This window comes from Ruegeria sp. AB10 (assembly GCF_056542745.1).
In genome coordinates this window covers 17,296-35,976 of record NZ_JBQGAI010000007.1, presented here as the reverse complement: position 1 = coordinate 35,976, position 18,681 = coordinate 17,296, and the positions used below count along the sequence as shown (strand labels likewise).

General features: G+C 60.7%; 23 protein-coding genes. 9 read left to right on the top strand and 14 right to left on the bottom strand.

Annotation, left to right across the window (positions count from 1 at the left end; translation table 11 throughout):
- Positions 1 to 2: 2 nt before the first annotated feature.
- Positions 3 to 1,142, bottom strand: a complete 1,140-nt coding sequence (gene dapE / locus ACR0NT_RS14210) for a succinyl-diaminopimelate desuccinylase (protein WP_170447137.1) — start codon at positions 1,140 to 1,142, stop codon at positions 3 to 5.
- Positions 1,143 to 1,341: 199 nt separating this feature from the next.
- On the opposite strand from dapE, the gene ACR0NT_RS14205 reads away from it, so the two are divergent.
- Entirely contained in the window at positions 1,342 to 2,400 is a 1,059-nt protein-coding gene (locus tag ACR0NT_RS14205) for a transporter substrate-binding domain-containing protein (RefSeq protein ID WP_170673037.1), read from the top strand.
- 95 nt (positions 2,401 to 2,495) lie between these two features.
- Here ACR0NT_RS14205 and ACR0NT_RS14200 read toward each other — a convergent pair whose 3' ends face one another.
- Complete coding sequence (locus ACR0NT_RS14200; protein WP_480443267.1) at positions 2,496 to 2,852, bottom strand: hypothetical protein; 357 nt, start codon at positions 2,850 to 2,852, stop codon at positions 2,496 to 2,498.
- Positions 2,853 to 2,946: 94 nt separating this feature from the next.
- Between ACR0NT_RS14200 and ACR0NT_RS14195 the strand changes: the two genes are divergently transcribed.
- Positions 2,947 to 3,282 (top strand): cupin domain-containing protein, encoded by a 336-nt coding sequence (locus ACR0NT_RS14195; protein ID WP_170673035.1) that lies wholly within the window; start codon positions 2,947 to 2,949, stop codon positions 3,280 to 3,282.
- A 52-nt stretch (positions 3,283 to 3,334) separates the two neighbouring features.
- Here ACR0NT_RS14195 and dapD read toward each other — a convergent pair whose 3' ends face one another.
- Entirely contained in the window at positions 3,335 to 4,162 is an 828-nt protein-coding gene (dapD, locus tag ACR0NT_RS14190) for a 2,3,4,5-tetrahydropyridine-2,6-dicarboxylate N-succinyltransferase (protein WP_170447145.1), read from the bottom strand.
- Positions 4,163 to 4,269: 107 nt separating this feature from the next.
- On the bottom strand, positions 4,270 to 5,187 hold the full coding sequence (locus tag ACR0NT_RS14185; RefSeq protein WP_170447147.1) for a threonine/serine dehydratase: 918 nt from the start codon (positions 5,185 to 5,187) through the stop codon (positions 4,270 to 4,272).
- A 79-nt stretch (positions 5,188 to 5,266) separates the two neighbouring features.
- Between ACR0NT_RS14185 and ACR0NT_RS14180 the strand changes: the two genes are divergently transcribed.
- Positions 5,267 to 6,109 carry an LOG family protein gene (locus ACR0NT_RS14180; protein WP_170447149.1) on the top strand — a complete coding sequence of 281 codons (843 nt, stop codon included), beginning with the start codon at positions 5,267 to 5,269 and terminating at the stop codon, positions 6,107 to 6,109.
- Positions 6,110 to 6,112: 3 nt separating this feature from the next.
- A complete protein-coding gene (locus ACR0NT_RS14175) occupies positions 6,113 to 7,207 on the top strand; it encodes a cystathionine gamma-lyase (protein ID WP_170673032.1) in 1,095 nt (364 codons plus the stop codon).
- Here ACR0NT_RS14175 and ACR0NT_RS14170 read toward each other — a convergent pair whose 3' ends face one another.
- Positions 7,208 to 7,591, bottom strand: coding sequence for a hypothetical protein (locus ACR0NT_RS14170; RefSeq protein ID WP_170447154.1), 384 nt, complete (start codon positions 7,589 to 7,591; stop codon positions 7,208 to 7,210).
- A gap of 143 nt (positions 7,592 to 7,734) precedes the next feature.
- Here ACR0NT_RS14170 and ACR0NT_RS14165 point away from each other — a divergent pair, with 143 nt between their 5' ends.
- From ACR0NT_RS14165 to ACR0NT_RS14155, 3 genes are all read left to right on the top strand, one after another.
- A complete protein-coding gene (locus ACR0NT_RS14165; RefSeq protein ID WP_170673029.1) occupies positions 7,735 to 8,655 on the top strand; it encodes a J domain-containing protein in 921 nt (306 codons plus the stop codon).
- On the top strand, positions 8,652 to 8,990 hold the full coding sequence (locus ACR0NT_RS14160; RefSeq protein ID WP_170447158.1) for a chaperone modulator CbpM: 339 nt from the start codon (positions 8,652 to 8,654) through the stop codon (positions 8,988 to 8,990). The genes ACR0NT_RS14165 and ACR0NT_RS14160 overlap by 4 nt, the downstream gene beginning before the upstream one ends.
- Positions 8,991 to 9,053: 63 nt before the next feature.
- Positions 9,054 to 10,712 carry a U32 family peptidase gene (locus ACR0NT_RS14155; protein WP_170447160.1) on the top strand — a complete coding sequence of 553 codons (1,659 nt, stop codon included), beginning with the start codon at positions 9,054 to 9,056 and terminating at the stop codon, positions 10,710 to 10,712.
- Positions 10,713 to 10,715: 3 nt separating this feature from the next.
- Here the strand turns inward: ACR0NT_RS14155 and ACR0NT_RS14150 are convergent, their stop codons facing one another.
- From ACR0NT_RS14150 to ACR0NT_RS14130, 5 genes are all read right to left on the bottom strand, one after another.
- Positions 10,716 to 11,321: a cytochrome P460 family protein gene (locus ACR0NT_RS14150; protein ID WP_170447162.1), complete on the bottom strand. Its 606-nt coding sequence runs from the start codon at positions 11,319 to 11,321 to the stop codon at positions 10,716 to 10,718.
- A 255-nt stretch (positions 11,322 to 11,576) separates the two neighbouring features.
- Positions 11,577 to 12,764, bottom strand: coding sequence for a dual-specificity RNA methyltransferase RlmN (rlmN, locus tag ACR0NT_RS14145; protein ID WP_170673026.1), 1,188 nt, complete (start codon positions 12,762 to 12,764; stop codon positions 11,577 to 11,579).
- 79 nt (positions 12,765 to 12,843) lie between these two features.
- Positions 12,844 to 13,221, bottom strand: coding sequence for a lysozyme inhibitor LprI family protein (locus ACR0NT_RS14140; RefSeq protein ID WP_170673024.1), 378 nt, complete (start codon positions 13,219 to 13,221; stop codon positions 12,844 to 12,846).
- 121 nt (positions 13,222 to 13,342) lie between these two features.
- Entirely contained in the window at positions 13,343 to 13,510 is a 168-nt protein-coding gene (locus tag ACR0NT_RS14135; RefSeq protein ID WP_170447168.1) for a hypothetical protein, read from the bottom strand.
- 161 nt (positions 13,511 to 13,671) lie between these two features.
- Positions 13,672 to 14,205, bottom strand: a complete 534-nt coding sequence (locus ACR0NT_RS14130; RefSeq protein ID WP_170447171.1) for an invasion associated locus B family protein — start codon at positions 14,203 to 14,205, stop codon at positions 13,672 to 13,674.
- A gap of 177 nt (positions 14,206 to 14,382) precedes the next feature.
- Between ACR0NT_RS14130 and ACR0NT_RS14125 the strand changes: the two genes are divergently transcribed.
- On the top strand, positions 14,383 to 15,381 hold the full coding sequence (locus ACR0NT_RS14125; protein ID WP_170447173.1) for an asparaginase: 999 nt from the start codon (positions 14,383 to 14,385) through the stop codon (positions 15,379 to 15,381).
- 3 nt (positions 15,382 to 15,384) lie between these two features.
- Here ACR0NT_RS14125 and ACR0NT_RS14120 read toward each other — a convergent pair whose 3' ends face one another.
- Genes ACR0NT_RS14120 through ACR0NT_RS14110 form a run of 3 tightly spaced genes read right to left on the bottom strand, consistent with a single transcriptional unit; the run spans position 15,385 to position 16,472 of the window.
- Positions 15,385 to 15,705 carry a YciI family protein gene (locus ACR0NT_RS14120; RefSeq protein WP_170447175.1) on the bottom strand — a complete coding sequence of 107 codons (321 nt, stop codon included), beginning with the start codon at positions 15,703 to 15,705 and terminating at the stop codon, positions 15,385 to 15,387.
- Between the two features lie 24 nt (positions 15,706 to 15,729).
- Complete coding sequence (locus ACR0NT_RS14115) at positions 15,730 to 16,155, bottom strand: SRPBCC family protein (protein ID WP_170673023.1); 426 nt, start codon at positions 16,153 to 16,155, stop codon at positions 15,730 to 15,732.
- A complete protein-coding gene (locus tag ACR0NT_RS14110; RefSeq protein ID WP_170673022.1) occupies positions 16,143 to 16,472 on the bottom strand; it encodes a metalloregulator ArsR/SmtB family transcription factor in 330 nt (109 codons plus the stop codon). The genes ACR0NT_RS14115 and ACR0NT_RS14110 overlap by 13 nt, the downstream gene beginning before the upstream one ends.
- 190 nt (positions 16,473 to 16,662) lie before the next feature.
- Between ACR0NT_RS14110 and ACR0NT_RS14105 the strand changes: the two genes are divergently transcribed.
- Positions 16,663 to 17,490, top strand: a complete 828-nt coding sequence (locus tag ACR0NT_RS14105) for a hypothetical protein (RefSeq protein ID WP_170673021.1) — start codon at positions 16,663 to 16,665, stop codon at positions 17,488 to 17,490.
- A gap of 42 nt (positions 17,491 to 17,532) precedes the next feature.
- On the opposite strand, the gene serB is transcribed toward ACR0NT_RS14105, so the two are convergent.
- Positions 17,533 to 18,414 carry a phosphoserine phosphatase SerB gene (gene serB / locus ACR0NT_RS14100; RefSeq protein WP_170673019.1) on the bottom strand — a complete coding sequence of 294 codons (882 nt, stop codon included), beginning with the start codon at positions 18,412 to 18,414 and terminating at the stop codon, positions 17,533 to 17,535.
- Positions 18,415 to 18,681: the final 267 nt, after the last annotated feature.

The following is an 18,681-nucleotide window of genomic DNA, read 5'->3' as shown; positions in this document are numbered from 1 at the left end:
ACTCAGGCGAAATAGTCCCGCAGGATGCGCGTGTAGATCGCCTTGAGTTGCTCGATATGCGCCACCTCGACGCATTCATCCACCTGATGCATCGTGCGGCCGACCAGGCCGAATTCAACCACCGGGCAGTGGTTTTTCACGAACCGCGCATCCGAAGTGCCTCCCGTCGTGGACATCACGGGCCGGATACCGGTTTCCGCCTCGACCGCCTGCGCCACCAGATCGGACAGCGGGCCGGGCGGGGTCAGGAAACTTTCGCCCGAGATTTTGATCTTGACCCCGACCTCGACACCATAGGCTTCAGCTACGTTCTGCGCTTCGGTCCGCAGCCATTCGCTGAGGCCTGCGCCCGAGTGCAGATCGTTGAACCGGATATTCACCGCCCCGCTGCATTGCGCCGGGATCACGTTGGTCGCTTCGTTGCCCGTGTCGATATTCACGACCGCCAGCGTCGAGGCGTCGAAATGGTCCGTGCCGCGATCCAACTCGTGACTGGCCAGCTGGTCCATCAGCCGCGCCATCGCGGGCAGCGGGTTCTTCGCCCGGTGCGGATAGGCGGAATGCCCCTGCACGCCGGTCACGGTGAACCACGCGGTCATCGAGCCGCGGCGGCCGATCTTCATCATCTCACCCATGGTGTTCGGGCAGGTCGGTTCACCCACCAGACAGGCCGACATCTTCTCATCGGCTTCGGCCATGTAATCCAGCAGCGCCGTGGTGCCGTCCAGCGCGTCGGCCTCTTCATCGCCGGTGATGGTCAAGATCACGGCGCCGTTGGGCGGCGTATCACGCACGAAATCCACGGCTGCCGCCGCAAATGCCGCGACGCCGGATTTCATGTCGGTGGTCCCGCGCCCGTACATCACGCCATCGCGGATTTCAGCGCCGAAGGGCGGCATGGTCCAGGCGGCCTCGTCCCCAACCGGCACAACGTCAGTATGGCCGTTGAACCCAAAGCTGCGCGCGTGGCCCTTTTCGCCCCAGCGTGCAAACAGGTTGCTGATGCCGCCGCGGTCGACGCGGGTACAGTCGAACCCCGCATCGGACAGCAGTTGTTCCAAAAGAACCAGGGCGCCGCCCTCCTCGGGTGTGACCGATGGGCAACGGGTCAGGGCCGCTGTCAATTCTACCGGATCTGTCATGGCAAGGCCCCTTTGGTTCGTTTGCGCGCACAGATTCAACGAATTGAGCCAATTGCCAACCCCTGCCCGCCCAAATCTGAGGGCTTTTTTCCCCGCATATCACCCTGACACCTGAACAAAACACAGGTCTTTACCCTGCGACCACCTTGCTGCACCGTTCAAATCTGCGTTAGAGCCCCGCGAAACAGGTGATTTGAAGATGATACGCGCGCTTTTCGCATTGGTCTGGCTGACCTTCGCCGTTCTTGGACAGCAAAGCCGGGCCCAGACGCTGGATGTCACCACGGTGACCCGCCCTCCGTTTTCCTATGTCGAAGACGGGGCCCAGACCGGATTTTCCATGGATCTGCTCGAGGCGCTGGCCGAGGCACTGAACTGGGAGTATTCGGTCGACCGGGTCGGGACATTCAACGACATGCTGGGCGCGGTGCAGGACGGGTCCGCCGATCTGGCCATCGCCAACATCTCGATCACCGCTGCGCGTGAAACGCAGATGGACTTCAGCCAGCCGATTTTCGAGGCCGGGTTGCAGATCATGGTTCCGTCCGAGGCCACGCGCCAGCCGTCGCTGCTGCATGCGCTGCTGTCGCGCGAATTGTTCATCGCCATCGGCCTGGCCTTTGCCCTTTTGCTGGGCGGCGGCATGTTGATGTGGACGTTCGAACGCCGCTCGCAGCCCTATTTCGACCGCAAGCTGAACGAGGCATGGTTCCCATCCTTCTGGTGGGCGCTGAACCTGGTGGTGAATGGCGGGTTCGAGGAACGGATGCCCCGCACCCCGTTCGGCCGCCTGCTGGGGGTCATTCTGGTGGTCTCATCCCTGTTCATCGTATCGGTGTTCACGGCGCGCATCACTTCGGTCATGACGGTGGATGCGATCAGCGGCAGCGTGAACTCGGTCAACGATCTATACGGCAAGCAGGTCGGCACGATCACGGATTCCACCGCCGCCAGTTTCCTGAACCGGCGCGAGATCGAATTCGTCGGGTATTCCGGCCTTGATGAGATGCTGGCCGCCTTCGAGGACAAGGAACTGGACGCCGCGGTCTTTGACGCGCCGATCCTGTCTTACTATGCCTCGCACGAAGGGCGCCGGATCGCCACAATGACCGGCGGTGTCTTCCTGCGCGAAAGCTATGGAATTGCTTTCCCGACCGGGTCGCCTCGGGTTGAAGAGGTCAATCAGGCGCTGTTGTCGCTGCGCGAAAACGGCACCTATGATGAGATCTACCGCAAGTGGTTCGGGGTGCGGAACTAGGCGTTTAGCGGTTTCGCTGACACAATCTCATTGAAATGCGCGTTCGACCGAAGGGAGAGGCAGCGTATTTCGATGCTTTGCAAACGCAAAACGCCTTAGACCTGTTCTTCATCCCCGAAAAACGGCGTCATCTGCGCAACGATTACCGCGTTTTCATCCAAGGCCCGCTGCATCAGCGCCCGTTCATCGGGGTCGATATCATGGCCCTGCGCCTCGCGCTCGGCCAGGGTGCCATAGCCGGTGACATCCAGCGGCGCGGTATCGGCCTGTTTCAGGATGGCCACGGTTTCGCGCACCGCCTCGGCCTCGTCCACACCGCTGGCGAAACACATCAGCGCCGCCCCGGTCGCGCCTTCGGGCAGGCCATCGCCATCCTTGCGGCCGATCTGCACAAGCAGGGTGTAAACCTGCTGACGAGAGGGTTTCTTTTGCTTTTCCATGTTGGGGGCCATAGCCGCGCGCCCGCCCACGGTCAAGCGGTCGGCAATTGCAGGACGTCGCCTGCGCGTTCATAGTACCCGGATATAAACCGCAAAGGACCTTTCCATGGCGTACCCAGATTTCATCACCGACTTTCCCAGCCTTGACGTGCCCTTCCCCGAGGACGTGGCGCAATCAGCGGTGATCCGGTCGGATGCGGGGCTGGTGGCGTTCTTCACCTTCCTCAAGGATTTCGAACTGCCCGCGCATTCGCACAAGGCGCAATGGGGCACGGTGATCGAGGGTGAGGTGGAACTGACCATTGGGGATGAGACCAGAACCTATCGCCCCGGCGACAGCTACTCGATCCCGTCCGGCGTCGAACATGGCGGCAAGATCAAGGCCGGAACGCGGGTGATCGACGTGTTCGAGGAGCCTGACCGCTACCCGGTCAAAGGGTAAACAAAAAAGGCCGCAGCGCCATGCCGCGGCCTCTGTCTGATCTGCGCTCGGATCAGTCGCGCAGCAGCTCGTTGATCCCGGTTTTCGAGCGGGTCTTCTCGTCCACCCGCTTCACGATCACGGCGCAGTACAGGCTGACATTGTTCTTGGACGGCATCGAACCTGCAACAACCACCGAATAGGGCGGCACTTCGCCATACATGACTTCGCCGGTTTCACGGTCGACGATCTTGGTCGATTTGCCGATGAACACACCCATGCCCAAAACCGAACCTTCGCGGACGATACAGCCCTCGACCACTTCGGAGCGTGCACCGATAAAGCAGTTGTCTTCAATGATGGTCGGGCCGGCCTGCATCGGCTCCAGCACGCCGCCGATACCGACGCCACCCGACAGGTGAACGTTCTTGCCGATTTGAGCGCAGGAGCCGACGGTGGCCCATGTATCAACCATGGTGCCTTCGTCAACATAGGCGCCCAGGTTCACGAAAGACGGCATCAGCACCACGCCCGGCGCGATGTAAGCCGATTTGCGGACCACGCAGCTCGGAACGGCGCGGAAGCCAGCGGCCTGCCACTGGTTCTCACCCCAACCGGCGAACTTGCTGTCCACCTTGTCCCACCAGCCACCAGCCTGAGGACCGCCGTGCTGGATTTCCATATCCTTGATGCGAAAGCCCAGCAGAACCGCTTTCTTGGCCCACTGGTTCACGTGCCAGTCACCGCTTTCCAGCTTTTCGGCCACACGCAGCGAGCCGCTGTCCAGCGCGTTCAGCGTATCTTCGATCGCTTCACGGGTCTCGCCGGTGGTGGCGGGGGTGATGGTGTCGCGCGCCTCCCAGGCGGCTTCGATGGCGGCTTCCAGTTGCGCGTTGGACATTTGCGGCTCCCTGCAGAATCTGTTTGCGTTGGTGTTGCCTATACGCAAGCGAAGAACTGGCTGCAATGCGACGCAGAACGCGCGCTTTGCGGCTGTTTGCGGCGATTTTAAGCGCCCAGCGGGTCCGGAGAGATGTTGCCGCCGCAGATCAGCACCGCCACCCGCTCATCCGGTTCCGGCTGGTAGGCCCCCGAAAGCAGCGCCGCCAGCGCCGTCGCACCTGCCGGTTCCACCAGAATCCGATGCGCTTGCCACAGGGCTTGCTGCGCCCCGGCGATGGCTTCATCCCTCACCAGAACCGAAGTCATTCCCTGCGCCAGACCGAAACAGATCGACCCGATCCGCCGCGCGCCCAGCGCATTGGCCGCAATGCCCGAAACTGTAACGTCCACCGGCGCACCCGCCTGCAAGGCCGCGTTCAGTGCGCAGGAGGTTTCGGGTTCGACGGCCACAACCTTGCGCGCGCCTTGAAACCAGCCCAGCGCCCCGGCGATCAATCCGCCGCCACCAACAGCGATCAGAACGGTGTCGGCCCGCAGGCCCTGCGCCTCCCACTCGGCGAAACAGGTGCCCTGCCCGGTCACGGTGGCGGGCGCGTCATAGGCGTGGATCTGCATTGCGCCCGTCGCCTCTTCGTGCTGCTGCGCCCCGGTCAGTGCGTTGGCATATTCACCCGGCACCACGCTCAGATCCGCACCGGTCTGTTCGATCAGGGCAATCTTGGACGGCCCCGCAATTTCCGGCACGAAGATTTTCGCCGGATAGCCCAAGGACCGCGCCGCAAAGGCCGCCGCCGCACCATGATTGCCGCCGGATGCGGCCACGACACCGGCCTCGGGCACGCCCATGCTGAGCAACGTGTTGAACGCCCCACGCGCTTTGAAACTGCCGGTATGCTGCAGGTGTTCCAGCTTCATTTCGATCGGGTAATCCAGCCCCAAAGCCGTGCTTTCCATCACCGGCGTCACCTGCGCATACCCGGTGATCCGGTTGGCGGCTGCTGAAATTTCGCTCTTCCAATTCATTGTTGTTCTTCCGTGACTGGCGCTCTGGCCGCGAACCCTATAGCTGTTTTAGGAACACGCAAGCAGGGAACCATCACCCATGAGAGAAGACCGCCTCAGCCCCTTCCGCGACGCACAGACCGACCGCTCGACCGCAAGCGAGGTGCCGGACACGCCGCAGACACGCTCACCCGCGTATCGCCTTGCCTTTGCCGATGACGATTTCCTGTGCCGGGACGAGCTGCGCCCGGTGCGCCTGCAACTGGAATTGCTGAAGCCCGAGATGATCATGACTGAGCGCGAGATCACCTCGACCATCGTCATGTTCGGCGGGGCGCGTATTCCGGAACCGTCGCAGAAGCACACCGCGCGGACTGAGACGCTGGCCGGTCTGTCGCAATATTATGACGAGGCCCGCGAATTCGCCCGGCTGATGACCGAGAAATCAAACCAGACCGGCTGCCGCGAAAACGTGATCGTCACCGGCGGTGGCCCTGGCGTGATGGAGGCCGGAAACCGCGGCGCACAAGATGCGGGCGGCTGTTCGATCGGTCTGAACATCGTGCTTCCGCACGAGCAGGCACCGAACGAGTTTGTGACCCCGGACCTCAGCTTCAACTTCCACTATTTCGCCATCCGCAAGATGCACTTTCTGATGCGCGCTCGCGCCATCACCATCTTCCCCGGCGGGTTCGGCACGATGGACGAGCTGTTCGAATCCCTCACCCTGATCCAGACCGGCCGGATGGAACGTGTCCCCTTCCTGCTGTTCGGTCGTGAATTCTGGGAAAAGGTCATCAACTGGGAGGCGCTGGCCGATGCGGGCACCATCTCGGACGAGGACCTCGACCTGTTCCGCTTTGTCGACACCGCGCAAGAGGCGGTCGATATCATTGAGAACTGGGAACCCGCCCCGCCCCGCGACGAAATTCCGGGGCGCTGAGGGATGCCCAAGACCGGAGAGATGTTGCATCTGCGCGGCAATACATTGCACGCGGGCGACCCGGTGGCACTGCCGCTGACCCAAAGCAGCATGTTCCACCTGCCCGGTGCGCCGGATGGCCTGCCCACCTATGGCCGGGTCGACAACCCTACGTGGCAGCATCTGGAACACGTTCTGGCCCATCTGGAGGACGCGCCTTGCCTGATCTTCCCGTCGGGCATGGGGGCAATCTCAGCAGCTTTGTTTGCGACCCTGAAAGCCGGATCGCACCTGCTGATCCCCTCGGATGGATATTACGTCACTCGCGTGTTGGCTGACCGGTTTCTGTCCGGGCTGGGTGTATCGGTTACAGAACGCCCGACAACCACGTTTACCGAAGGCGGGTTTGACGGCTTCGATGTGGTCTTTGTCGAAAGCCCCTCGAACCCCGGGCTGGACATGTTGGACCTGCCGGTCATCGCCTCGGCCGTGCGTGACGCGGGGGGTATCACGATTGCCGACAACACGACCCTAACGCCACTGGGCCAGCGTCCGCTGGATATGGGTATCGACGTGGTGGTGGCCTCAGACACCAAAGCCATGGGCGGGCATTCCGACCTGCTGATGGGCCATGTCGCCAGTCGCGACACGCAGATCATGGAGCGGGTCGAGGAATGGCGGAGGGTTTCCGGCGCAATCCCTGGCCCGCATGAGGCCTGGCTGCTGCATCGCGGGCTGGAAACGCTGGACGTGCGCTTTGACCGGATGTGCAGCTCGGCGCAGGTGCTGGCAGAACGACTGGCGGAGCACCCTGCTGTGAATCACATCCGCTATCCCGGCCTGCCCGGCGACCTTTCGCATGATCTCGCCAAGGCGCAGACTTCGCGGTTCGGCTTCCTGTTGTCGATCACGCTGGAGTCGGAAGACAAGGCTGAAACCTTCATCAATGCCTGTCCGATGCTGCGGCCCGCAACCTCATTCGGCGGTGTCCACAGCTCGGCCGAGCGTCGCGCGCGGTGGGGCGACGATGTCGACCCCGCCTTCATCCGCCTGTCGGTCGGGTGCGAGCCGGTGGAAGAGCTATGGCAGGCGATTGAGGCCAGCCTCAACGCGCTGTAATCACTTCTTGGGTTCGCGCAGTTCCGGGAACACAAAGATCGGCAACACGATGCTGCCGATCAGCGCGCCCAGCCAGACCAGCAGCGTTGCGGCCAGCAGGTTGGCAATCCCTCCGATGGTCAAGCCGTTGGTGATCCAGTCCGTCACCAGCAAACCCACGAACGTCACGATCAGCGCGATGCCACCCTTGATCGAGGGTGCTTTCTTTTCCCCCAGCTTCAGGATCAAAGGTTCGGCAATCACCTGAACCAGCGTAAAGACGATCACCACCACGATGAACGAGATCGGCCGGATCGCAAATTCCGACAACAGTAGCGCCGCCAGCAGCAACCCGATGGCATTCCCGGCCAGCAGGGCCAGAACAGACTTGAGTCTGCGCGTCATGGGGGTCTCCGTTAAAAATGCGAAACATGCATATGTTAACAGACCTGCGCGGATTTGCGAACGGTTTCAAAAGCCTCTTCCTTTTGGCCCCTTGAAAACGCATGATAAAACCATCCTGTTCAGCCCGACCCGCGAGAGGTGAGATGAGCGACGATCCCTATTCCGCCCTTGGTGTCGCCAAGGACGCCAGCGAGGCGCAGATCAAAAAGGCCTATCGGCGCATCGCCAAGGAATGCCACCCCGATCTGAAACCCGGCGACGCCGAGGCCGAAGCCAAGTTCAAGGCCGCAGCCGCCGCCTATGACCTGCTGAAAGACCCGGAAAAGCGAGGGCAATACGACCGGGGCGAGATCGACGCCTCGGGTCAGGAACGCCCGCAGCAGCAGTATTATCGCGACTATGCCGAAGCCGCCGGAAACCCCTATCGCGGGCGTCAGGCAGACCCGGACGACATGTCGGATATTTTCGCCGAGTTCATGCGGGGCCGTGGCGGGTACGGCCAACAACGCACCCATGAATTCCACGCGCCGGGGCACAACCGTGCCTACAGCCTGCAGATCAGTTTCTTGGACGCAGTATTCGGCGCCAGCCAGAAACTGACTCTTCCCGATGGCGACCGGATCGAGGTGAAAATCCCCGCAGGCATCACCGACGGCCAGACGATCCGCCTGCGCGGCAAGGGTGATCCTGGCTTTGGTGAGGGGCCTCCGGGCGACGCGCTGGTCACGGTCTCGGTCGCGAAACACCCGATCTTCGACCGTCAGGGCGACGATATCCACATCACCCTGCCGATCACCATTGATGAGGCCATTCTGGGCGGCAAGGTGCCCGCCCCGACCATCGACGGCGGCGTCAATGTCAGCGTCCCCGCGGGGACCAGCAGCGGCAAGACCCTGCGCCTGCGTGGCAAGGGGGTCAAGAAACGCGGCTCAACCGAACGAGGCGATCAGCTGATCGAACTGACCATCACGATGCCCGACCAGATCGACGACGCGTTGAAGCAGTTTATGGAGACATGGCGTGAATCCCACCGCTATGACCCGCGCAAAGGAATGCCATCATGAGCCTGACCGAAGAGCAACTGATCGCAACCGTCACCCGCCTGACCTCGGCCCGGCTGACCGAGTATCTGGCCGCCGAGATCGTGATCCCGGAGCAAACCGATGAGGGGCTGATCTATCACAGCCTCGATGTCGCCCGTCTAGAACTGGCCTGCGAACTGCATGATCAGTACGAGATGGAGCCGGATGCGCTGTCGATGATGATCTCTCTGATCGACCAGATGCACGGGCTGCGCGCCGAACTGCGCGAAGTTTTGAACGCGGTCGAGGCGCAGCCCGACCCCGTGCGCCAGCAACTGATCGAGGTCATCGGCACAGCGCGGTTCCGTCGCAGATAACGGGCTTTTGGACTCAGGGTCTTTGCCGTAAAAGGCCCCCTTGATCCAAAACCCGGTATGTCCATGACCCAGTCCAGATCCGAATTGCTTATGCCCGCGGGCAATCTGCGCAAGTTGAAACTCGCCATCCTATACGGAGCGGACGCGGTGTATCTGGGTACGCCGGATATGTCGCTGCGCACGAAATCCGAGTTCTCGCTGGAAGAGGTGATCGAAGGGGTCGAGTTCTGCCACCAGCACGGGCGGCGCGTCTATCTGACGCTGAACCTGTTTTCGCACAACAAGGACATCCCGAAGCTGGACGAATATATCGACACGGTGCGCAAGGTGAAACCTGACGGGTTGATCATCGCCGACCCCGGTGTGTTCCAATACGTCCGTGAGCGCGCGCCCGAGCTGCCGCTGCACATCTCGACCCAGGCCAATATCTGTTCCTGGCTGTCGGTGAAGTTCTGGCAGGACCAAGGGGCCGAGTTGGTGGTTCTGGCCCGCGAGGTGTCCTATCCCGAACTGGTCGAAATCCGCGAGAAATGCCCCGACATCAAGCTTGAGGCCTTCGTCCACGGCGCCATGTGCATGACCTATTCGGGCCGCTGCCTGCTGTCGAATTTCATGGCCGAGCGTGGTGCCAATCAGGGCAACTGCGCCAATTCCTGCCGCTGGAACTACGGGCTCAAGCTGCGCCTCAAGGACGGTACCCATCAGGAACTGCGCATCACCGAGGAAAACGCCGACCTGTTCGAGTTTCTGCTGGAGGAAGGTTGCCGCCCCGGTGACCTGATGCCCATTGAAGAGGATGATCGCGGCTCGTACATCCTGAACTCGCGCGATCTGTGCATCATGCCGAAACTGGATGAGTACCTGAAGATCGGCGTCGACAGCCTCAAGGTCGAAGGGCGCGGCAAGTCGGAATACTACGCCGCCATCGTCGCCCGCGCCTATCGCATGGCCATCGACGATTATCACGCGGACCCCGAGAACTGGGACCCGAAGCCCTATATGCGCGAACTCGAAACTGTCGGAAACCGCGGCTATACGCTGGCCTTCCACGAAGGGCGCCTGACCAACTATTCCCACGACTACGAGCACACGGCATCCATCGCCCAATGGGAATATGCCGGGATCGTCACCGAGGTCACCGAGGACGCGTTTCTGGTCGAGGTGAAGAACAAGCTGGAACCGGGTGACGTGCTGGATTTCGTCTCACCCATCTCGCGCGACACGGTTCTGCTGCGGGTCTATGATTTCGAGCGCGCCCATGACGGCGCGAGGCTGGACGTGGTGCATGGCAGCACGAAAACCGTCATCCGCCTGCCCTTCACCCTGTTCGATCACGAAGATATCGACGACCTGCGTGCCCGCTTCCCGGTCTATTCCGTCCTGCGCAAGGAACGCGCCCTGACCGACGAGCACTGGAGCCGCATCCGCTTTGACAAGCTGGTACAGGGGCTGGAAACCTCGGGCCGTGACAATCCAAAGGCCTATGAACGCCGTCGTGACGCGTTGGTGGAAAAGATCGGTGAGGACGGCAACGAACGCCGCTTCAAGACCAACCGGATCGGCACCGAGGGCTGTTGCGGCAAAGGCTGCAACGGCTGTCTGATCTTCTGGCAGGACGAGAAATACGCGCTGGCCCGCGAGGTGCTGTCGAAACGCAAGCAGGGCGAACAGCTCAGCCGCCGCGAAGCCACGGCGCTGAAACTGCCCGGCGAAGCTGTCTGACCGTCAGTTCCCGACGATGTAGTCTTCGGGAACAAAGAAGGTGTAGTCCCGGTCCGCCACCGCCTCGTGGCAATCATGGCAATAGCCGACCGCTGACGCGCGGAACCCCATCGTGTCACCGAACAAAGACCCGTCCGGCAGCACCATGATATAGCGCCAGTCGGCCGTGTCGGGGCTGGCGCCCTCGGCCAGTTTCTCCATCACGAACAGGGCGCCGGGATGGATATTGCCTTCATCCGTGACAGTCACGCTGTCCTTGGCCAGAACTGAACCCTTGGGCAGCTTTTCGCCCTCCTGCAATGTGCCGTAGTTATGCGCCATGCGATTGGCATAGCTGTTCACGAAACGCTGGCCATGGGTGGCCGAGATATAGGGCGCATCGTTGAACAGCGGCCAGCTCTGGTAGTTCAGCAACAGATCCAGCTGCGCGGCACCATAACCGCGCGCCATGCGCCGTTGCAGCGACTTGTAGATCTGCAACGCTTCATCCTTGGACAGATTCGCCGGATTTTCGATGGCAATATGCGCATCCTCACCGGTCGATTGCGCAGCCGCAGGGGGGGCGGAAACGCCCGAGATCACCAACGCTGCAAGGAAGATCGAATACATTCGTTTTAATCGTAATAACATATGGATGGCCCACCTGGTTAATAAGGTTCGCCTGAACGCCGCTCGTCATGCCAGAAATAAGATAGCGGCCCTGAACAAACACGCCACGACCGGAGAGCGGCTTTCACCGCTTTGTGCGCAAGAGTGAAATGCGCCCATCCCGCCTTGACGGTCGAAATATATCAAATTTTGCATTCAAAAAACAGCGGGGCAAACATTAAATTATTGTCGCCCGCTGAAAGACAATCGATCGGGTCAGTTTTGCAGTCCGGCCTCGGCCTCGATCTGCTTGCGCGATTTGCGGGCGCGCTCGGTGGCTGATTTCAACTGCCCACAGGCCGCCATGATATCCTCGCCGCGGGTTTTGCGGATGGGAGAGGCATAGCCCGCCTGATAGATAATGTTCGCAAAAGCCCGAATACGGTTGTTCGAGCTGCGTTTATAGGGCGCGCCCGGCCATTCGTTGAAAGGGATCAGGTTGATCTTGGCCGGGATGTTGTGGCGCTTGATGTGGTCGATCAGGCGATACGCATCCTCGTCACTGTCATTGACGCCGTCCAGCATCACATATTCAAAGGTGATCCGCTCGGAATTCGAGGCTTTGGGATAGCTCGCCAGCGCCTGCAACAACTCCTCGATGTTCCAGCGCTTGTTGATCGGCACCAGCACGTCGCGGGTTTCGTCCGTGGTGGCGTGGAACGAGATCGCCAGCAGACAACCGATTTCCTCGGCCGTGCGTGCAATCTCGGGCACCACGCCCGAGGTCGACAGCGTGATCCGGCGGCGCGACAGGGAAATCCCTTCGGGGTCCATTGCGATCTTCATCGCGTCACGCACGTTTTCGAAGTTATAGAGCGGCTCTCCCATGCCCATCAGAACGATGTTCGACAGCAGGCGGGTTTCATCCTTGGGTGCACCGGGGACGGGCCATTCCTCAAGATCATCGCGCGCCATCATCACCTGACCGACAATTTCCGCAGCGGTCAGGTTGCGTACCAGTTTCTGCGTTCCGGTATGACAGAAGGAACAGGTCAGCGTGCACCCCACCTGGGACGAGATGCACAGCGTGCCGCGATCCTCTTCGGGGATATAGACCACCTCAACCTCATGCCCGCCAGCGATGCGGCACAAATATTTGCGGGTGCCGTCCTCAGAGACCTGACGGGTCACAACCTCGGGGATTTCGATCACGAAACTCTCGGCCAGTTGCGCGCGATAGGCTTTGGCCAGATTGGTCATCTCAGCAAAGTCGCGCACGCCCCATTGGTAGATCCACTGCCAGATCTGGCCGGTGCGCATCTTGGCCTGCTTTTCCGGCGTGCCGTGTTCGATCAGGACCTCGCGCAGCTGGTCGCGGGTCAGGCCGACAAGGTTAATCTTCCCCTCGGGCAATTTGCGGGGGATGGTCATGACGTCTTGAGTGATCGGCGCATTGGGCGACATGTGGCTATCTCAACGGATTCTGGCTTGGGATGCGCCTCTATATAGGAACATCCGCAAAGATCAAAAGGAATCGTATCGATCAATCGGCAAAGCGCAGCAATTCATCCACACGCGCACGCCCCAGATCAACCCGGCACGACGTGATCGCGATACCGGTTCCGGACCCTCCGCCGTATGAGGCACCAATGGCCTCGCATTGCGCGTCCCTATAGCTTTCCCAAGCCGTTTGCGCGGCCTCAAGCGCTGGCTGCGCCACCACACGCCCGGTGACCTCGTCCAGCTCGGCGGCTGCCTGCATTGCAAAGCCGTAGCTTTCCTCCAGCGCCTGAGCGACCCGGCCCTCCATTGCGCTGACGCAAGACCCGATTTCGACCTGCGATCCTGCGTCTGAGCACTCCAATGTCGGGTCCGCCAGAGCAGCGGTTGGCAACAACAATAAAAGCAAGGCGTGGCGCATTTTTCCGGTCCCGATTTAGGCGTTGCCGGGCCACGATACCACGCAATACGCCAAGGCCCCAAATACAGATCGACCGCACCGACCAAGCCGGTGCGACCGAGTTCGTGTCCATCGGATCAGATTAAATACCCGCAGGCAGGATATCGCAATCTGCAGCGTCCAGCGTTTTCACCGGATCTTCGGGGCCGCACTGCTCACCCGAGACCGGGTAGGTGTCGGCGTCTTTTTCACAGGCGCTCAGGAACATGGCGGCGGTCATCATGAAGGCGACAATGGTTTTGTTCAGCATGGCAAGCTCCTTCCTTGTCTCTGAACTGATTAGTTCAGAAAGGCCGGTAACTCTCTTTGATACGGATCAATTTTCCAGGCAGACGTGGCGTCAAGCGGGCGTGTTTTGCCCAAAAGAAAACCCCGCCGGATGACGGGGTTTTGCGTGTCTGCGGATCGCAATCAATTCGCGCAGCGTTTCTGGGCATCCTCAAGTGCCGCAGTGAACCCCAGCAACGAGAACGTATCCTTGGTCTGCGTGCCGCGTTCGGATCGCGCAGTCACCACCGCCTCGGTGCCTTTTTTCATGGCCGCGATCACATTGGGCTCCTGACCTTGGGTCGCGGGCCAAGCCCATTCGCCGTCGGTGATGAACTCAAACTCCTGATCGTCGATCCGGACATTGACCGAAGACCCGGCTGCAAACGGGTATCCGCCGGTAAAGGACACCTGACCGGCGACGTTTTCGCTGGGGCGGAACACAACGAACAGCAGGATGTCGCTGCGCCGCACCGAAACCACGCGCCCGCCGCGGGTGTTGACGGTTTCGTCGGGTGTCGCAACGCTCCAACACTCGGTGGGATCCTTTTCGACGAACACGCTCCAATCCGTCTTGGCGGCCACGCGATTGGTGCTGGACGCCTGTTGAGCGGTTGCAGTTGTGGCCATCCCTGCCACGCACAGGCCCGCGATCACGCGGACGAGTTTCGATCCCATTTGTCCAGCCTCCTAGCTCGACCTAAACCTCATACCCATCGGAAACACCTGCGCCCCTTGCCGGTTCGTCTGTAAGTTGCGTATTCCGATGATTGTCGACATACACACACTAACGCAGGTTTCGCCACAGGCGAAAGGGCGATTGGCAGAATTTTGCGCATATTAAGGAGGGTCCCGATGACGCAGCCCGTATCAATGACAGAACTGTGGCGTGGCCCTTTGCTGGAAAGTCTGCATCTGGGCCACGCGGTGATCTGCGACGACAGCGGCCAGATCGTGCAAAGCTGGGGGGATCCGGACGTGACGATCTATCCCCGGTCTTCGGCCAAGATGATTCAAGGGCTTCCGTTGATCACCTCCGGCGCGGCGGCAAAATACGGGCTGAACTCCGAGCATCTGGCGCTGGCCTGTGCCTCGCATAGCGGCGCGCATATCCATACCGACCGCGTGACGGCCTGGCTGGACCATCTGGGCCTGACGGAACAAGATCTGCGCTGCGGCCCGCAGGAACCAGAGGACATGGCGGCGCGCGACGGGCTGATTCTGGCCGACGACACGCCTTGCCAGATTCACAACAATTGCTCGGGCAAACATTGCGGGTTCCTGACCGTGGCGCAGCATATGGGCGCAGGGCCGGAATATCTGGAGATCGACCATCCCGTGCAGCAGGCCTGCCTGTCCGCGCTTGAAGAAACCACCGGCGAGACCAGCCCGGCCTATGGCATCGACGGCTGTTCAGCGCCGAATTTCGCCACTTCGCTGGTGGGGCTGGCGCGGTCGATGGCGTGGTTTGCCTCGGCCGCCGACCGCTCGGACCGGGCCAGCGATGCGGCGCAGCAGTTGACGGCCGCGATGATCAAGCACCCGGAACTGGTAGCCGGTGAAAACCGCGCCTGCACCGAGCTGATGCGCGCCATGGAGGGCCGCGCCGCGATCAAGACCGGGGCCGAGGCCGTATTCGTTGCCATCATTCCGGAAAAACGCATGGGTGTGGCGCTGAAGATCAAGGACGGCACCACCCGCGCCAGCGAATGCGCCATCGCGGCCATTCTGGTGCATCTGGGCGTGCTGGAGGCCGAGCACCCGGCCACCCGCAAATTCATGAATGCCATCCAATACAGCCGTCGCGGGATAGAATGCGGCGTGATCCGCCCTGCGCCGGGGTTCCCCGGCTAAGGGTCACATCTCGATCGGATGCACCTCGGCCACCTCGACTGACCCCGAGCCGTTCACAACCATGGGGCACCCCTTGGCCATCTCGGTCGCGGCGTCGATGCTGTCGGCCTTGATGACGGTAAAGCCCGAGGCCGGGTTGGCGCCGCCATTGTCGACGACCCCACTGGAACTGACCGTATAGGACTGGCCCACCGGGTTACCGGGGATGTCCAGCGCGTCGCCCATGTTCTGGAACCACGCGCCCCAGGCGGCCATGGTCGCTTCGATTTCGGCGGGGTCGGTTGGGGTGTGACCGCCGTGATAGACAAACAGAAACTGAGGCATTTCTCTTCCTCCCTGATGAAATCCTTAAAACTGAGCTTCCAATTTGCGTAGCGACGAGGTCCAGCCGGTATTGTGGTTGGCCGCAATCTCATCATCGCCCAGATCGCGGTGATCCAGGATCAGGCGCGCGCCCTCGCCAGCCGCCTCGACGGTCAGCGTTACATGGCTTTCGGCACCGCGCTGATCCTGATCGTCATGCCAGCCCCATGTGAACCCCACCGAGTTGGGCGGATCGACATGGGTGACCTGCCCCGAGACCTTGTATTGCTGGCCCTCGGCGTTCTGCATGACCGAATACCACGGCCCAAGGCGCGAGAAATCCAGATCATGTTCGGGCACATGCATTCCTTCCGGCCCCCACCACTGCAACAGCTTCGCGCCATCACTGATCCATGCAAACAGGTTATCCGGGCTGGTGGGGAACTCACGTTCCAGTTTCAGGTCGGCCATGAGTTTTCCCTTTCAATCAAATCGTTCAAACGGTCGAGGCTGGATTCCCAGAATTGCCGTTTCGAGATGGCCCATTCGGCAATCGCCCGCAGCCCTTCGGGCTGGATGGAGTACATCCGCTGGCTGCCCTGCACCCGTTGCTGCACCAGACCGGCCTGACGCAGCACCTTCAGATGGCGCGAGATCGCGGCACCGGACATGCCGCGCCCGTCGATCAGGTCACCGGCGGGCAGCTCGCCATCCTGCATCAATTGCTCGACGATCGAGAATCGGGTGGCGTCGGACAGGGCCGAGAATGCGGTCAGAAGCGTGGTCATGACCGCTGTTTAACATTTTTGTTAAATAATGGAAAGACCCCATCGCCTTTGCCCACACAGTTTTCAGACCTCACGAAAACCCGGCACAGGTGAATTGCCGTTTCACGGATGCCCGATGATCCACCTTTACCGGTTGCTTTCCCACAATCAGACCGCCAGATTTGCCGCAGTAGTGAACATAGGATCCAAGATGGCAAACGTCCGTTTTCTTCTCTCCACCGGCCGCACCTCGACGCAGAATATCGCGTCCATCCTTCAGGCGTCACTACCAGAAACAGTTGTTGAGCATGAACCCCTCGGTCCCGACTATTTCTCCCGCCACGTTTACCGCCGCCCTAAAAGTTTTTTCGGCGCATTGGGAAAGCACGTCCCCATTCAACGCAAGCTGATTGAAATCGAAGACATGCTGGCCAGTGGCACATCCTATATCGACGTCGGCTGGACCTGCTACGCGTGGCTGCCCTATTTCGCAATGCGGTTCAAAAACGAACTCGGCTTTGCGCATTTGCTACGAAATCCATTTGAAACCGCTACTTCACATGCCACGCACGGTATCTTTGTTCCCGGAGTGCCGCGTGGGCGAAGGACAGAGAAAATCGCGGTGATACACCCGGATGACCCGACCGTGCATTTCAAGAAAGTCGCGCAAAACGCGGCAAAGTTCTCGCCTTTTGAGAAAAACCTTTTCAATTGGCTGGAAGTCAATCAATTCGCCCTGGAACAGCATGAACGTGACGGATTCATCGGTCTGTACCGGTTCGAGGATCTCTATAATCCTGACGACCCAAAACTATCCGCATTTTTGACCGATTTTGCCGGGATGGCGGATTATGATGTGAAGTCAACGCCGGTCGACAAGGTGCAGAAGATTCTCCCGACAACCATTGATTCAGTGGATCAGCAATTGCTGGATGCGGTCTTCGATCTGGCAATCAGGCTTGGCTATAGTGAAGAAGAGCTTGAGCGGTATTGGGATGCGGGCGCATTGCAGGAAAAGTACTCGGCCAGACGGCGCTAGGGAACTGGCGCCGCTCAGGGATTCTGCACTCTCAGGAACTGGTCACTCTTGCTCGCGAAACTCGTTCCGGGAATACCCTTGCAGGTATAGCAAGGCCGTCAGATCTCCGAAGTTGACCCTGACGTCGCATTGCTGCGCGACCGAAGGTTTGGCGTGTAGCGCCACCCCGGTTCCGGCCTTGCCCAACATGCCCAGATCGTTGGCACCGTCGCCCACAGCCAGCACGTCGGCAGCAGACAGGCCCAGTCGTTTTGTGATCTGCTCCAACGCGTCCACCTTGGCCTGCTTGCCCAGAATCGGGCGCTGAACATCTCCGGTCAGTTTGCCGTTCTCAACCAGCAGCGCATTGGCACGGTTTTCGTCAAATCCCAGCTGCTCGGCCACCTTGGAGGCAAATGCCGTGAACCCGCCCGAAACCAAGGCCGTATAGCCACCGTTCAGGCGCATGGTTGCAACCAGCTCCGCTCCACCCGGCATCAGCGTGATACGTTCCTGCAGCACCTTGTCGATCACCGACTCGTCCAGCCCTTTCATCAGGCCGACCCGTTCAATCAGCGCGCCATCGAAATCCAGCTCGCCGTTCATCGCCCTTGCGGTGATCTCTTTGACCCGGTCGCCGACACCGGCCTCGTCGGCCAGTTCGTCGATGCATTCCTGCTGGATCATGGTGCTGTCCATATCGGCCAGCAGCATCAGCTTGCGCCGCTTGCCGAGGGGTTGCACGATCAGGTCGACCTCCAACAGCTGCAGTTCAGCCCAGACCGCCTCTTGATTGTCGGACAAGGCCGGAAACCTGAACTCGGCCGCCTCATTCTCGCTCAGCCAGATCGGCTCCGACCCGCCCCAGGCATTGCAGAGCGTCTCGACCAGAGCTTCCTCAAGCTTAGGCGTGTTTGGGTTGGTCAACAGAGTGGCTACGAACATGGTCAGTCTCCTGCAGGCTGTTCTGCGCATATCGCACAGCCGACCAATTCACCAGAGACCTTGTTGCGTTTACAGCAGGATGCAGGGCCGCAACGGGCCAAGCGCAGACCGTCGGGCGCGAGATTGCCGAGGGCATACTGGCCATCGAGTTCTCGTGACCGCAGGGGGAACTTGTGACCTTTACCAGGCGCTCTTTACCGCAGGGTACCGGATGACCACGGAATTCTGATCTCGACCCCGTTTTCCGCTTTACCGTCCAACCAATCC

Bases quoted from the DNA above. Each gene is read 5' to 3' on its own strand.
- ACR0NT_RS14175 (WP_170673032.1), top strand. From the start codon at position 6,113: ATGCCCAAGACCGGAGAGATGTTGCATCTGCGCGGCAATACATTGCAC.
- ACR0NT_RS14170 (WP_170447154.1), bottom strand. From the start codon at position 7,591: ATGACGCGCAGACTCAAGTCTGTTCTGGCCCTGCTGGCCGGGAATGCC.
- ACR0NT_RS14130 (WP_170447171.1), bottom strand. From the start codon at position 14,205: ATGGGATCGAAACTCGTCCGCGTGATCGCGGGCCTGTGCGTGGCAGGG.
- ACR0NT_RS14195 (WP_170673035.1), top strand. From the start codon at position 2,947: ATGGCGTACCCAGATTTCATCACCGACTTTCCCAGCCTTGACGTGCCC.
- ACR0NT_RS14185 (WP_170447147.1), bottom strand. From the start codon at position 5,187: ATGAATTGGAAGAGCGAAATTTCAGCAGCCGCCAACCGGATCACCGGG.
- dapD (WP_170447145.1), bottom strand. From the start codon at position 4,162: ATGTCCAACGCGCAACTGGAAGCCGCCATCGAAGCCGCCTGGGAGGCG.
- ACR0NT_RS14115 (WP_170673023.1), bottom strand. From the start codon at position 16,155: ATGGCCGACCTGAAACTGGAACGTGAGTTCCCCACCAGCCCGGATAAC.
- ACR0NT_RS14200 (WP_480443267.1), bottom strand. From the start codon at position 2,852: ATGGCCCCCAACATGGAAAAGCAAAAGAAACCCTCTCGTCAGCAGGTT.
- ACR0NT_RS14180 (WP_170447149.1), top strand. From the start codon at position 5,267: ATGAGAGAAGACCGCCTCAGCCCCTTCCGCGACGCACAGACCGACCGC.
- ACR0NT_RS14105 (WP_170673021.1), top strand. From the start codon at position 16,663: ATGGCAAACGTCCGTTTTCTTCTCTCCACCGGCCGCACCTCGACGCAG.
- rlmN (WP_170673026.1), bottom strand. From the start codon at position 12,764: ATGTCGCCCAATGCGCCGATCACTCAAGACGTCATGACCATCCCCCGC.
- ACR0NT_RS14150 (WP_170447162.1), bottom strand. From the start codon at position 11,321: ATGTATTCGATCTTCCTTGCAGCGTTGGTGATCTCGGGCGTTTCCGCC.
- dapE (WP_170447137.1), bottom strand. From the start codon at position 1,142: ATGACAGATCCGGTAGAATTGACAGCGGCCCTGACCCGTTGCCCATCG.
- serB (WP_170673019.1), bottom strand. From the start codon at position 18,414: ATGTTCGTAGCCACTCTGTTGACCAACCCAAACACGCCTAAGCTTGAG.
- ACR0NT_RS14125 (WP_170447173.1), top strand. From the start codon at position 14,383: ATGACGCAGCCCGTATCAATGACAGAACTGTGGCGTGGCCCTTTGCTG.
- ACR0NT_RS14155 (WP_170447160.1), top strand. From the start codon at position 9,054: ATGACCCAGTCCAGATCCGAATTGCTTATGCCCGCGGGCAATCTGCGC.
- ACR0NT_RS14165 (WP_170673029.1), top strand. From the start codon at position 7,735: ATGAGCGACGATCCCTATTCCGCCCTTGGTGTCGCCAAGGACGCCAGC.
- ACR0NT_RS14160 (WP_170447158.1), top strand. From the start codon at position 8,652: ATGAGCCTGACCGAAGAGCAACTGATCGCAACCGTCACCCGCCTGACC.
- ACR0NT_RS14135 (WP_170447168.1), bottom strand. From the start codon at position 13,510: ATGCTGAACAAAACCATTGTCGCCTTCATGATGACCGCCGCCATGTTC.
- ACR0NT_RS14110 (WP_170673022.1), bottom strand. From the start codon at position 16,472: ATGACCACGCTTCTGACCGCATTCTCGGCCCTGTCCGACGCCACCCGA.
- ACR0NT_RS14205 (WP_170673037.1), top strand. From the start codon at position 1,342: ATGATACGCGCGCTTTTCGCATTGGTCTGGCTGACCTTCGCCGTTCTT.
- ACR0NT_RS14120 (WP_170447175.1), bottom strand. From the start codon at position 15,705: ATGCCTCAGTTTCTGTTTGTCTATCACGGCGGTCACACCCCAACCGAC.
- ACR0NT_RS14140 (WP_170673024.1), bottom strand. From the start codon at position 13,221: ATGCGCCACGCCTTGCTTTTATTGTTGTTGCCAACCGCTGCTCTGGCG.